We start from the raw sequence: 13,381 nt of genomic DNA, 5'->3' as shown, positions 1-13,381 counted from the left end.
ATCCCCGGCAGGAGCATGTTCTTGCCATGACAAAACAGTTTTCGGCACCGTGGATGAACCCCGCCTATGGCTTCAACCTTATGTGGCAAACCACCCGCATGACGCTCGATGCCCAGGCGATCATCGCCCTGCGCCTCGCCAAAATCGCCACCGGCGGCGCCGCCGGCCAGGCGGAGGCGAGCCTGATGGTCAATGAAAAACTCCGCGCGCTCGGTGAAAGCCAGATGATCGCATTGCGCGCCCTCGGCACGGCAGACGGCGGCGCCGCCCGCATCACCCGCCTTTATCAGCGAAAACTTGCCGCGAACCGCAAACGGCTCACCAAAGCCTAATCCAGCACGCTCCCGCTCGCACGCATCGCGCTGATGTCCGCTTCGCCGTACCCCAGCTCAAGGAGCACCGCGCGCGTATCCGCCCCCGGCTGCGGCACGTCGCGCCGCACGCCGGGCCGCTGCCCAGCCATGCTGATCGGCAGCCCCGGCAGCCCGACCACGCGGCCATCCGGCAGGCTGACATCCACCAACCCGCCCGAGGCGCGCAAATGCGCATCATCGAATAACTCCACCGGCCGCGCGATCGGCGCGAACGGCAGGCCCAACCGCTCGCAGCGCGCCGCCAGCTCCGCCTTGGTGAACTGCCCGAACGCGGCGGCGATCACCGGCAGCGTGCGCGGCCGCGCCGCCCGCCGTTCCGCTTGGGTGGTCAGCTCAGGATCGCGCGCCAGTCCATCGAGCCCGAATTCCGTGCACAGCACCTGCCATTGCGTATCGGTCACCACGCCGATGAAAATCTGCCCGGCATCGGCCGTCGCGAAAATATCATACACGGGCCAGGCGACGTCCCGCGCGCTCATCGGCGGTGGTTCGGTGCCGGTGATCGCCGCCTGCGCCATGTGCTGCGCCATCAGCATCGCGACCGATTCGAACAGGCCCGATTGTACCAGTTGCCCCTTGCCGGTCCGCTCGCGTTCGGCCAGCGCGGCCAGGATCGCAACCGCGCCATAGGTGCCGCCCATGATATCGATCACCGACGATCCAGCCCGCAGCGGCTGGCCGACCGGCCCGGTCATGTAGGCAAGCCCGCCCATCATCTGCACCACCTCATCGAGCGCGGTGCGATGCTCATACGGGCCGGGTAGAAACCCTTTCAGCGAACAATAGATCAGCCGCGCATTGGCCGCCGCGCAATCGGCATAGCCCAGGCCGAGCTTGTCGAGCGCGCCCGGCCGGAAATTCTCGGTCAGCACATCCGCCCGCGCGATCAACCGCCGCGCCACCTCAAGCCCCGCGGCCGATTTCAGGTCGAGCACGACGCTGCGCTTGTTGCGGCTGGTCATGGTGAAAAACCCGATGCCCGAGCCGGTCAGCCGCCGTGTGTTGTCACCCGCCGGCGTCGGTTCGATCTTCACCACATCGGCGCCGAGATCGGCCAGGATCAACCCGGTGGTTGGCCCCATCACCATATGCGCGAATTCAACCACGCGCAGCCCAGCCAGCGGGGTGGCACTCATGCGGCGCGCTGGAAAATCCGGGGAATGCCGGCCTTGGCCAGCTGTCCGTGCATCGCCTCATCCGGCAGCCCTTGATGCAGCAGCGCGCGGGCCTTGATCAGCCCGTCGAGATCGATGCCGGTGGCAAACCCCATGCTCTCCAGCATGAACACCAGATCCTCGGTCACGATATTGCCCGAAGCCCCCGGCGCGAACGGGCAGCCGCCCAGCCCGGCCAGAGCCGCGTCGAAATCGCGAATCCCGACCTCCAGCCCCGCCAGCGCATTGGCGATGCCGAGCCCCATGGTGTCGTGCAGATGCAGCCCGACCAGCGCCGGCCCGATCTCGGCCCGCACCGCCCGCACCACCGATCGGATCTGCGCGGGGTTGGCATAGCCCACGGTATCGGCCAGCCCGATCTGCGACACCCCGTGCGCCGCCAGCGCCGCCGCGATCCGCACCACCCCGGTTTCCGGCACCACGCCATCGATCGAGCAGCCAAACGCGGTCGAGCACGCCACTTCCAGCTCCACGCCCGGTGCCGTCTCGCGCAGCCACGCGACGATGCCGCCCACCACCGCAACCTGCTCGTCGGGTGATCGGTTCAAATTCGCCCGCGAATGCCCCGCGCTCACCGAAACCGGCACGCTGACCCGATGCGCCCCGGCCATCACCGCCGCCTGCGCGCCGCGCAAATTGGGCGCAAGGGCCACCACGGTAAGCCCCGCGATCCCTTTGGCGAAGCGCACCACCGCATCGGTATCGGCCATCTGCGGGATCAGCCTGGCCGGCACGAAACTGCCGACCTCGATTTCCCGTACCCCTGCCGCCGCCAATCCAGCGATCCAGGCGCATTTCGCCTCGGTGGTCATGATGGACTTCGCCATCTGCAACCCGTCGCGCGGGCCGACCTCGCAAACCGTCACTGTTTCCCTCATCAGGCGAGTTTGCCCCCGCCCGGCGAACCAGGCAAGGGCACTCGGAACCGGATATCCGAACGTTCCGCGTCGCTTCTCTACAACAACGCGGAGGTCGCCCTGTTCAGAACTTCACCGTCACCGTGCCGTAGAACGCGCGCGGCGCACCCGGATTGGCGATGGCGTAGCCGCCAGTCGGCGTGTTGAAATAGCCGCCCGCCGAAATATACTCGGTCGCGTTGTATTTCCGCCCCAGCAGGTTGGTCGCGTAGAAGCTCACATCGACCTCACCGAGATGCGAAACATACCGGTTGAGATAGGGTGTTTTCAGTGTGATCGAGGCATTCAGCAGATTATACGGCACGATGGCATTATGCGTCGGCGCGCCGATCGCGTTGTTGAACAGATAGCGCTTGCCGACATACTGATCCCACAGATTGGCGCCGATCAAATTGGCACCGGCGAACACCTGATACCGCACGCCGATATTGGCGGTATCGCGCGGCGAGGCCGGGTCCGGCAGGTTCTGATACACATTGCCCGAAGGCGCGGTGTAGGTCAGGTAGCGCGCATCCAGATAGCCAAGATTGGCGAACGCCATCCAGTGGAAATTGAAATTCGCCTTTAACGAGGCGTTCACCCCTTGCAGGCGTCCCGAACCGAAGCCGAACGTGGTCTGCGTCGGGTTGTTCGGATTGGCGATGCCGACGGTTTCATCTTCGAGATCGTCGCGGAAATAGTTGATGTCGGCCGATGCGCTGTCGAGCCCGAGGAAGCCGCGCTGGAACATCCGCACGCCGATTTCATAATCGGTGCTCTTGACCGGTTTCAGCGCCGGCAGGTTGATCTGATTATTCGCGAAATTACCGCCGGTCGGGTTCTGATAGGTCACCGCGAAATTGCCGTACAGCGTCGCCCAGGGCAGCACATCGTAGCTCGCCCCGAGCGAGGGCTGCACGCGGTTGAAATCCTTGCTGGTGTTCGGATAGGTGTTGAACCCCGTCCCCGGCAGATTGATCGCGGCGATCGGCGATTGATTGACGTAGCGGGTTTCGTAATTGACCAGCTGCACCCCCGGCACGATCCGCAGCCCGGCGATCGGTTCGATCTTGTCCTGCACAAACGCTGCCAGATACAGATTGTTATAGACATCGCGGGTGATCGAGGCCGGGTTCTGCCGCGTCGTGCCCAGATTGGTGTTATACCCGTCGTAAATGTCATGCGTGTGCGCATTGATGACGTAGGCGCCGTAGCTGATCGTGTTGTATTGCAGCTTGGTATCGAAATCGAGCTTGTCGCCTATCGTATCCGAATAGGGCGCGTAGAATTCAGTGTCCTGCGACGAGGCGCCGATGAAGCCGTAGTTCAGGCGGTAGTGGATGACATCGCCGTGGCGATACCAGAACAGATCATGCAGCGTGGTATTGTCGGAAATCCGCTTGGTCAGCTTGGCGTAGCCGATGTAGTCGATGATCTGGTTCTCCTTGAACCATACATTGTTCGGCAGATCGGAATAGAACCCCGAAGTCTGCTGACTATACAGCGGCGCGTTGGCGTTGAGCCCGCCGAGCGTGACACCCGCCTGCGGTTCGACCGGAATCTGGTTCGGCCGGAACTCTCGGTTGTGGATATAATAGCCGCCCAGGCTGACGTGCCCGCCATCGAACCGCTTGGTGATCTTGAAATAGACCTGATCGTTGCGCGCCGGCCAGTCATACGGCCCCCGGCGGAACGTGTGGTTGAAGGCGTGGTTCAACCCGATCACCCCCTCCCAGCCATCATGCAGCCCGGTCTGCGCGACCAGACTGTAAACCTGACTGTCGAAACTACCGTAGGAGGCCGAAGCGGTCGCGGATGCCTTGGCGCTCGGCTGCACCGGGATGAAATTCACCGTGCCGCCCAGGCTGTCGAACCAGCGATCGCGCGGATTGCCCGGCCCGTAAATCACATTGACGCCGGCCAGCAGCGCGCCGAACGGGATCTGCACCGAATGGAACCCGGTGCCCTGGATCAGGCTGTTCAGCGGAATGCCGTCGAACAGATTGGTGATGCCGTTGGTTTCGATGTCACCGGGCACCGAATTGAACCCTACCTTGATGCCGCGGATCGAAATGGTCGACCGCGCCGTGCCGGCGCTCGACGAATACCCCGAAATTACCACGCCCGGCAGCGTCGAGATCGCCTGCGTGCCGGAGGCGATCGGCGCCAGCAGATCGATCGTGCTTTTCTTCACCACCGAAACCGATTGCGCCTGCTGCTTCACCGCCTTGCGGGTCAAGACCTGGTTGGCGTAGTTGCCTGGCGCCGCCGCCGTGCCGCTGGCCGAAACGGTTCCGGCATTCACCGCCTGCGCATGCCCCTGCGTCATCACCGCAAGCGCGCTGACCGCACCGAGCAGCATCGTCCGCACACCGCGTCGCATCGCGAAATCACCATATCCCATCGTCGAGCATCCCTTTTGCATCATACTTGCTACCGTCTGTAACAGCGGCAGCTTCCGGCGCGGGGCGTAGCCGGAACGGCGTGTCTGCGGTGTTAAACTTCTGCGACCGTTTGACGTCAGTTCGGCGACACGACGCACCAGGTCGGCCAATCCGCCCAAACGATCCATCGATATAATCATTTACAGATCGTATTTTTTCCGACAATTTCGAGTGACGCCGCGTTAGTACACCAGGGAGCCGGATCGGATGACCGCCACCAACCTCAACGACAATCTCACCATGCTGACACCCGATCAGCAGGCGATCATCAATTTCGAGAGCAACGCCAACCCGAACCTCGCACCGGCCAACCCGTCGTTCAACACCTATCTGCTCGGCAGCGCTGAAATCCAGACCCCGCAGGCGACGCTGCAAGCCGGCACCACCATCACCTATGCGTTCTCGCCGGGCGCCTACACCGCCGCCCAGCAGGCCGACATCGAACAGGCGATGGCCGCGTGGTCCGGCGTCTGCAACGTCACCTGGGTCTACCAGCCGAACTATGCGGCCAACCCAACGACCGGGCTTTCGACCACCGCGGACCTCTCGCTGATCAACATGAACAACAACCCGAACGGCGAGTTTGAACAGACCACCCAGTCCGTGCCGACCCGGCAGAGCGGCGTGTATCAATCGACCCAGGAGGAAATCGTCACCGACCTCGGCGGCAGCTACGGCACGCTCGGCGATTACGCGACCGGCGGCTATGGCCAGGGGGCGATCCTGCATGAACTCGGCCACGTGCTCGGCCTGGGTCACACCGGCGCCTATAACGGCGGCGGCGCCGATGCAGCACAGACCAACGCCTACGATACCCGCACATGGTCCGTGATGTCCTATGTCGACCCCAATGATCCGGCGGCGAAATACTACGCCCAATCGGCAACGCCCGGCGCCGATTACAACGGCAATGTCGGCACCGGCCCGATGGGGCTCGACATCTATGCGGTGCAGCGCCTGTATGGCGCGCCGACCAGCACCATGTTCGCCGGCGGCCAGGTTTTCGGCTTCAACAGCAATATCACCTATACCACGCCCGCCGGGACCACCGCCGCCGTCGAGATGTATAATTTCGCGGTCAACACCAACCCGATCATCACGCTCTACGACTACGGCGCGGGCAACACGCTCGACCTGTCCGGCTACAGCAGCAACGACACCGTCAACCTCAACCCCGGCTCGTTCAGCAGCGTGAACGGCTATGTCGATAACATCTTCATCGAATACGGCACCGCGATCGACCGGTTGATCGCCGGCAGCGGCAACGACGTCATTTTCGTCAACGGCCAGGCCGACACCATCATCGGCGGCGCCGGCAACGATATCGTCACCTTCGCCGACCCGTTGGCGGACTACAGCTTCACCCGCAGCGGCGGATCGCTCGACGTGACGGGGTTCGGCGTGACGGATACGCTCACCGGCGTCACCACCCTGCAATTCAGCGACCGTTCGGTGCTCGCCGCCAACCTCGCCTGCTTCGCCGCGACCACGCGCATCGCAACCCAAGCCGGGCCCGTCGCGGTCGAACATCTCGCGGTCGGCGATCAGGTCGTGCTCGCCACCGGCGGCAGAATGCCGATCGTCTGGATCGGCCGCCGCGTGGTCGATCTCGCGCATCACCCGGCACCCGACCTCGTCCAACCCATCCGCATCGAACCGGGCGCGCTCGCGGATGGCATCCCGGCGCGGCCGCTGCTGGTCTCGCCCGATCACGCCCTGTTCTGCGCGGGCCATCTGATCCCCGCCAAGGCGCTGACCAACGGCACCACCATCCGCCAGATCGAGCGGGCCAGCATCACCTACTACCATATCGAACTGCCCCGGCACGCCGTGCTGCTCGCCGAAGCCACACCGGCGGAAAGCTACCTCGACACCGGCAACCGCACCGGATTTTCCAATGCCAGTGGCCCGATCGCCCTGCACCCGGCCTTCGCGCAACAGCGCCGCGAACAGACCGGCTGCGCCCCCTTCGCCGAGGCAGGCCCGGTGGTCGAGGCGGTGCGGACCCGCCTGCTCGCGCGCGCCGGCATCGTCACCACCGCCGATCCTGGCTTGGCGATCCGCCACACGGGCGGCGCGGCGATCATCGCCAGCCGCAGCGCCATCCCCGGCCACCTCACGCCCGACCCGCGCGACCGCCGCCGCCTCGGCGTGAAAATCGCCAGCCTCAGCGTTGGCGGCACACCCATCCCGCTCGATCATCCGGCATTGAGCCAGGGCTGGCACGCGCCCGAACCCGATGGCCGCTGGACCGATGGGAACGCGTGCGTGCCGGCTGAGCTGCTCGCAGGCGGGCGGCTTGAGATCGGCCTGGCCGCTACAGTGGAGTATCCGGTCCTCGATATCAGCCAAGAGATAAGGGGTAGGACTTCTTTTTTGTAAAAAAGAAGCAAAAAACTTTTTGACTCTGGGGCACGGGCGGTTTCACGGGCATGGGCCCAGATGAATGAAGTTTTTTTTGCTTCTTTTTTGTTCCTAAAAAAGAAGACTCTCCCCTTCCCTCCCTGCGCTTGAGCTTTCCCCCTGCGGTGTTAAACCGCTCCGCCATGACCGCGCTCACACCCCACCACCCCGCCCCGGATGCGATCAGCACGCCGCTGGTGCTCGCCCTGCCCAAGGGCCGCATCCTGGCCGAATGCGCCCCGCTGCTGACCCGCGCCGGCATTGTGCCGGAAACTGACTACACCGATGAAAACAGCCGGCGCCTGCGGTTTCATACCAGCGCGCCGGATCTCGATGTCATCCGCGTCCGCAGTTTCGATGTCGCCACCTTTGTCGCCTTCGGCGCCGCGGATATCGGCATCTGCGGCGGCGATGTGCTGATGGAGTTCGACTATCCGGAAATCTACGCCCCGCTCGATCTGGGCATCGGCGCCTGCCGCATCGCGGTCGCCGAACCGGCCGATGAAGCCGGCACCACCGATTTCACCCGGCTGTCGCGCGTCCGGGTCGCCAGCAAATACCCCAATACCACGCGCCGGCATTTCGCCGCTCGCGGCATCCAGGCCGAAATCGTCGCACTCAACGGCGCGATGGAACTCGCCCCCGGGCTTGGCCTGTCGCGCCTGATCGTCGATCTGGTGCAGACCGGCTCGACCCTGGTGGCCAACGGCCTGGTCGAGACCGAGGTGATCGCCCATGTCACCTCGCGCCTGATCGTCAACCGCACCGCGTTGAAAACCCGCCCGGAAGCCATTTCCGGTTGGATCGCCCGGTTCCGCGCCGCGCTCGCCGCGCCATGATCAACCGGCTCACGACCACCGATGCGGGGTTCGATACCAGGCTCGACGCCCTGATCGCGGACCGCGCCAGCGCGACCGATGTTGCCGCCCCGGTCGCGGCCATCATCGCCCGCGTCCGCGCCGAGGGCGATGCCGCCCTGATCGACCTGACCACGCGGTTCGACCGATTTACGCTCACCAGCGCAACCCTGCGGGTGAGCACCGCCGAGATCGACGCCGCGGTGGATGCCCTGCCGCAAGCCCAGCGCGCCGCGATCGATCTGGCCGCGACCCGCATCGAAGCCTTCCACCGCGCCCAGCGCCCGGCCGATTTTACCTTCACCGATGCCGACGGGATCACGCTCGGCCTGCGCTGGGGGCCGCTCGATGCCGTCGGCCTCTACGTGCCGGGCGGCAAGGCCAGTTATCCGTCGTCGGTGTTGATGAATGCCATCCCCGCCCGTGTCGCCGGGGTCGCCCGTATCGCGATGGTGGTGCCGACGCCGGATGGCGTGATGAACCCGCTGGTTCTGGCCGCCGCGCGCCGGGCCGGGGTGAGCGAGATTTACCGGATCGGCGGGGCTCAGGCGGTGGCGGCGCTGGCCTATGGCACCGCGACCATCGCGCCGGTCGATCGCATCGTCGGGCCGGGCAACGCCTTCGTGGCCGAGGCCAAGCGCCAGGTGTTCGGCCGGGTCGGGATCGATTCGATCGCCGGTCCTTCGGAAGTGCTGATCATCGCCGATGCCGATAACGATGCCCATCATATCGCGCTCGACCTGATCGCTCAGGCGGAACACGCGGAAGACAGCCAGTCCATCCTGGTCACCGACAGCGCCGATCTGGCCGACGCCGTGGCCGCGGCGATCGGTGCCGCGCTGCAAACCCTGCCGCGCGCCGTGATCGCCGCGGCATCGCTGGCATCGCACGGTGCGATCGTTCTGGTGCGTGACCGCGCCGAAGCCGTGGCACTGACCAATCGGATCGCGCCTGAGCATCTGCAAATCATGACGGCGGACCCGGTGGGCGATTTCGCTGAAATCCGCCATGCCGGGTCGGTGTTTCTCGGCCAGTATGCGCCGACAGCGATCGGTGATTACGCGGCCGGACCCAACCATGTCCTGCCGACCGCGGGCACCGCGCGGTTTTCCTCGGGGCTTTCGGTGTTCGATTTTCTCAAGCGGACCAGCACGACATCGCTCACCCGCGCCGGGCTCGCCGCGATCGGGCCGGCGGCTGCGATCCTGGCGGAGGCCGAGAATCTGGCGGGTCATGGCAGGTCGATCATGGACCGGATCGGTTAACGAACGGCTTGGTTTTTTCCAAAAAGGCGGCGCTTGCCTGCCAAGCCCGCCGCAAACCTTGACCTCGCGGCCCTCACGGCTCATGTGAGGCCCGCACGTAACGACCTTATATCGAGGATAGATGTCGAAAGAAGACATGATCGAGTTCAGCGGCACGGTCGCTGAACTGCTGCCCAACGCCATGTTCCGCGTCAAGCTGGACAATGAGCACGTCATTTTGGCGCATACCAGCGGCAAGATGCGCAAGAACCGTATTCGCGTCCTGGCCGGCGACCGGGTCAATGTCGAGATGACGCCCTACGACCTGACCAAGGGCCGGATCACGTTCCGATTCAAGTAACGCGGCTGATCCTCGCCTCGTCGAGCCCGCGCCGGCGCGACCTGCTGGCCCAGATCGGCATCATACCGGACGCGATCGTCAGCCCTGAAATCGATGAGACGCCGCTGCGCGATGAAGCGCCACGGGCGCTTGCCGCGCGGCTTGCCCGCGCCAAGCTTGCGGCGGTGGCGCACGAAGGCGCCTTCATCATCGCGGCGGATACCGTGGTCGGGCTCGGCAGCCGCGTTTTGCCGAAGGCCGAGACCGAGGCGGAGGCCCGCGCCTGTCTCACCCGCCTCGCCGGACGGCGGCACAAGGTTTATTCCGCCGTTGCGATCCGTGCGCCGGATGGGCGCGTCGTATCGCGCACCGTTGCCACGGTGGTGGCGTTCGCGCGGATCGAGCCGGCCGCGATCGAGGATTACCTTGCGAGCGGCGAGTGGCAGGGCAAGGCCGGGGGCTATGCCATCCAGGGGCGGGCGGCCGGATTTGTCGATTTTCTGTCGGGTTCCTATTCCGGCGTCGTCGGGCTACCGCTGCATGAGACGTTGAACCTGCTGCGCGGGCTGGGCTGGCGGGCGGCATGATCCTCGCGGCACTGCGGGCGGGGGTGGTGCAACTGGCTCTGCTCGAAGACCTTATGTTGGCCGATTATACGATCTGGCGGCCTGACGCGCCGGATGGCGTGGGCGATCGCTATACCGGGCGGATCACCGCGCGGGCCCATGCGCTCGGCGGGGTGTTCGTCGATCTGGGTGACGTGGTCGGGTTTCTGCCGGACAGCGCCGGTGGCAAGGCGCGGGGCGAGGGGGATCTGCTCGATGTGCGGATCACCCGCGCGGCGCAGGGCGGCAAGGGGCCGCGGCTGGCGCTGGCGGGCGGTGAGGCCGGCGGCACGCCAGGGTTGCGGGCGCGGGGCATTGGCCCGGTCGGGGATTTCCGGGCGCGGCAGCCCGATGCGCCGATTTTGGCGGAGAGTTTCGAATTGGTGGCCCGGTTGCGGGCGGATTTTGACGGGGTCGAACACCGGGCGGATTGTTTTGCGCCGATCGAGGATGAGGTGGCGGCGCTGGCCGAGCCTATCGCGGCGCTGCCGCACGGGGCGCGGGCGATTTTCAGCCCGACGCCGGCGCTCACCGCGATCGATATCGATGGCGGTGCGGCGAGCGGCGAGCGGGGCGAGAAATCGGCAGCGCAGGGGCGGCTCAATCGCGCGATCATCCCGGCGCTGGCCCGCCAGATCCGGCTGCGCAATCTGGGTGGGGCGATCCTGATCGATTTTGCCGGGATGAAGGCGAGCGCGCGGCCGAGCCTGGCACCTGATCTGAGCGCGGCGCTGGCGCGCGACCCGTTGAAACCGCGGCTGCTCGGCTTTACGTCACTGGGGTTTGCGGAAGTGCTGCGCCCGCGCATCCGCCCGCCTTTGCATGAGATTTTGCCATGACAGCCAAGCCCTGCCCGATCTGCAAAAGACCCAGCATTGCCGAACAGGCGCCGTTCTGCTCGCGCCGGTGCCGCGAGGTCGATCTCGGGCGGTGGTTCGGCGAGGATTACAAGGTTTCGACCGAGGAACCGGCATCCGACGAGGGCGAGTAGGCTGCGAGCCGGGCGAGGGTTGCCGGCACGTCCGCCACGATTTCGAACAGGTCGCGGGCTGAGGGTTTCGCGAAGCCGGCGGTGATCACGGCATCGAGCAGGCCGGCCACTTGCGTTGCCCAGCCGAGGATATCGACCAGGATGATCGGCTTGGCGTGGCGTTCGAGTTGTTTCCAGGTGAGGATTTCCATCAGCTCGTCGAGCGTGCCGAGGCCGCCGGGCAGGACCACGAAGGCATCGGCCCGGGCGAACATGCGGCGTTTGCGGGTGTGCATCGAATCGGTGACGATCAGTTCCGACAGGCCGGGGAACTCGACCTCACGGGCGCGGAGGAAATCGGGGATGATGCCGGTGACATGGCCACCGGCGCCGCGTGCGGCGCCGGCGACCGCGCCCATCAGGCCGACATTGCCCCCGCCGAACACCAAGTTCATGCCGTGCTGGGCGATGCCTTCACCCAGGGCGCGGGCCGCCGCGAGATAATCGGGTGCTGCGCCGGGGGATGATCCGCAAAATACCGTGACCGAAATGTGACTCATATTCCAGAATTGCCTCATGAACCTATCGAGAAGCCCAACTTCGTGGCAGGGTAATCAAATCGAAGCAAGTTATTGGCAAAGTCATTTTCATGGCACTCGACGCACAACACACGGACGGCGATAAATCGGCACGGCCCGCGGTTCGGGGGTGGGTTGCGCCTGCCGCGATCGGGGGGCTGGGGGTGGCGGCGCTGCTCGGGCTGGTGTTCCTGGGCGGCAAGCAGCAGTTCGAACCGACCAAACCGATTGCGCCTGCGGCGCAGACCACGGTGAGTACGCCGGCCAAACCGAGCGGTCCGAGTTTTGACACCGTGCGCGTCGATGCCGGGGGCAATGCGGTGATTGCGGGCCATGCGGCGCCTGGCGCGACCGTGACGATTACCGCCAATGGCAAGACGATCGGCACGGCCAAGGCGGATAAGACGGGCAGTTTTGCGTTCGTGACCTCGGTGCCGTTGCCCGCCGGTGGGCAACAACTGGCTTTGTCCGAAACATCGAAAGACGGTCAGAAACTGGCGAGCGCGCGTGGTGTGACCGTTTCGGTGCCGGACGCGCCGAACGAAGGGGCGCTTGCCGTGCTCAGCGGCACCGGCAAGACACCTTCGCAGGTACTGAGCGGGCAAGGCCCCAAACCGGGGACGCTGGGCCTTGGTTCGGTTGATTATGACGGTTCGGGCAAAGCTGTCATGGCCGGGACCGCTAAACCGGGGGCGACGGTATCGCTGTTTATCGGGCATACCAAACTCGGCACCGCCGTTGCTGACCAGAAGGGCCGCTGGACGATGCAGACCAGCCACCTGCCTGCCAAGCCCGGGACGTTTCGCCTGGAATCGACCGCGCCGGACGGCAAAAGCGTTCAGACGATGCAGACAGCCTTCGCCCCGCATAAAGTCGGCAGTATCATGCCCGGCGAGGTGGTGATTGCGCGCGGGCAGTGCCTCTGGCTGATTGCGCGCAAACTCTATGGGCATGGCATGGACTACTCGCTGATTTACCGCGCCAATGAGTCGAGCATCCATGATCCGAACCTGATCTATCCGGGTCAGCATTTTACACTGCCGAAGACTTCGACTGAGACGGCTGGCTGAGCGGGGTTGAGGAAGGCTTCTTTTTTGTAAAAAAGAAGCAAAAAACTTTCGAACTCCGGGGCACGGGCGTTTCCACCGGCACGAACCCAAATTACCAAAGTTTTTTTTGCTTCTTTTTTGTTCACAAAAAAGAAGTGCTTTCCTTATCTTTTTGTGCTTTTGATTACGATATCGTAACGATTTGGGCGTGCGAAGTCACGGCCCTTTGCGCCAGAGTTTTTTGACATTGAAGGACGGCACGAAGGGCTGGTGCCAGGGTGGCACGGGTGGTGGCGGTGGGCCGAGGATTTCGTGGAGTTGTTCTGGCGTGAAGTCGATGCTGCCGTCGGGGTTGATTTTGTATTGGTCCATGAAGCTGGGCTGGCGCTTCGGTTTGCGGATGCGCTTGGGCCGGGGCTTGGTCGATTTGGGGCGTTTGATGCTGG

The 13,381-nt window shown here is 64.8% G+C and carries 14 protein-coding genes; 9 read left to right on the top strand and 5 right to left on the bottom strand.

Going from position 1 to position 13,381, the window contains the following annotated elements; all coding sequences use genetic code 11:
- Positions 1-26: 26 nt before the first annotated feature.
- Positions 27-332 (top strand): hypothetical protein, encoded by a 306-nt coding sequence (locus tag BW994_RS00430; RefSeq protein WP_051657283.1) that lies wholly within the window; start codon positions 27-29, stop codon positions 330-332.
- Here BW994_RS00430 and BW994_RS00425 read toward each other — a convergent pair.
- From BW994_RS00425 to BW994_RS00415, 3 genes are all read right to left on the bottom strand, one after another.
- Positions 329-1,510, bottom strand: a complete 1,182-nt coding sequence (locus BW994_RS00425) for a CaiB/BaiF CoA transferase family protein (RefSeq protein WP_029311519.1) — start codon at positions 1,508-1,510, stop codon at positions 329-331. The genes BW994_RS00430 and BW994_RS00425 overlap by 4 nt on opposite strands.
- A complete protein-coding gene (locus BW994_RS00420) occupies positions 1,507-2,427 on the bottom strand; it encodes a hydroxymethylglutaryl-CoA lyase (RefSeq protein ID WP_029311520.1) in 921 nt (306 codons plus the stop codon). The genes BW994_RS00425 and BW994_RS00420 overlap by 4 nt, the downstream gene beginning before the upstream one ends.
- Positions 2,428-2,530: 103 nt before the next feature.
- Positions 2,531-4,828 carry a TonB-dependent receptor gene (locus BW994_RS00415; protein ID WP_162176791.1) on the bottom strand — a complete coding sequence of 766 codons (2,298 nt, stop codon included), beginning with the start codon at positions 4,826-4,828 and terminating at the stop codon, positions 2,531-2,533.
- 268 nt (positions 4,829-5,096) lie between these two features.
- Here BW994_RS00415 and BW994_RS20070 point away from each other — a divergent pair, with 268 nt between their 5' ends.
- The 7 genes from BW994_RS20070 (at position 5,097) to BW994_RS00380 (ending at position 11,329) form a co-directional block, all read left to right on the top strand.
- Positions 5,097-7,271 (top strand): Hint domain-containing protein, encoded by a 2,175-nt coding sequence (locus BW994_RS20070; protein WP_051657285.1) that lies wholly within the window; start codon positions 5,097-5,099, stop codon positions 7,269-7,271.
- Between the two features lie 164 nt (positions 7,272-7,435).
- The gene (hisG, locus tag BW994_RS00405; RefSeq protein WP_029311523.1) at positions 7,436-8,131 is read left to right on the top strand and encodes an ATP phosphoribosyltransferase; all 696 of its coding nucleotides are present in this window, start codon (positions 7,436-7,438) and stop codon (positions 8,129-8,131) included.
- Positions 8,128-9,414, top strand: a complete 1,287-nt coding sequence (gene hisD, locus BW994_RS00400) for a histidinol dehydrogenase (protein ID WP_029311524.1) — start codon at positions 8,128-8,130, stop codon at positions 9,412-9,414. Before hisG ends, hisD begins: the two co-directional genes overlap by 4 nt.
- 121 nt (positions 9,415-9,535) lie before the next feature.
- Positions 9,536-9,754 (top strand): translation initiation factor IF-1, encoded by a 219-nt coding sequence (gene infA / locus BW994_RS00395; protein WP_029311525.1) that lies wholly within the window; start codon positions 9,536-9,538, stop codon positions 9,752-9,754.
- Positions 9,745-10,320 carry a Maf family protein gene (locus BW994_RS00390; RefSeq protein WP_029311526.1) on the top strand — a complete coding sequence of 192 codons (576 nt, stop codon included), beginning with the start codon at positions 9,745-9,747 and terminating at the stop codon, positions 10,318-10,320. Before infA ends, BW994_RS00390 begins: the two co-directional genes overlap by 10 nt.
- Entirely contained in the window at positions 10,317-11,177 is an 861-nt protein-coding gene (locus BW994_RS00385; RefSeq protein WP_029311527.1) for a ribonuclease E/G, read from the top strand. Before BW994_RS00390 ends, BW994_RS00385 begins: the two co-directional genes overlap by 4 nt.
- Positions 11,174-11,329, top strand: coding sequence for a DNA gyrase inhibitor YacG (locus BW994_RS00380; protein WP_076454286.1), 156 nt, complete (start codon positions 11,174-11,176; stop codon positions 11,327-11,329). The genes BW994_RS00385 and BW994_RS00380 overlap by 4 nt, the downstream gene beginning before the upstream one ends.
- Here BW994_RS00380 and BW994_RS00375 read toward each other — a convergent pair.
- A complete protein-coding gene (locus tag BW994_RS00375) occupies positions 11,284-11,868 on the bottom strand; it encodes an LOG family protein (RefSeq protein WP_029311528.1) in 585 nt (194 codons plus the stop codon). The genes BW994_RS00380 and BW994_RS00375 overlap by 46 nt on opposite strands.
- A gap of 89 nt (positions 11,869-11,957) precedes the next feature.
- Here BW994_RS00375 and BW994_RS00370 point away from each other — a divergent pair, with 89 nt between their 5' ends.
- Positions 11,958-12,956 carry an Ig-like domain-containing protein gene (locus BW994_RS00370; protein ID WP_051657286.1) on the top strand — a complete coding sequence of 333 codons (999 nt, stop codon included), beginning with the start codon at positions 11,958-11,960 and terminating at the stop codon, positions 12,954-12,956.
- A 195-nt stretch (positions 12,957-13,151) separates the two neighbouring features.
- Here the strand turns inward: BW994_RS00370 and BW994_RS19500 are convergent.
- Positions 13,152-13,381, bottom strand: a 230-nt coding sequence (locus tag BW994_RS19500) for a hypothetical protein (protein ID WP_175612073.1), incomplete at its 5' end; no start/stop codon positions are given.

Origin of the sequence: Acidiphilium rubrum, assembly GCF_900156265.1 — a bacterium.
Taxonomy (GTDB): Bacteria; Pseudomonadota; Alphaproteobacteria; order Acetobacterales; family Acetobacteraceae; genus Acidiphilium; species Acidiphilium rubrum.
Note: the sequence above shows the minus strand (reverse complement) of the source record. Positions and strands in the feature narration are given on the sequence as shown.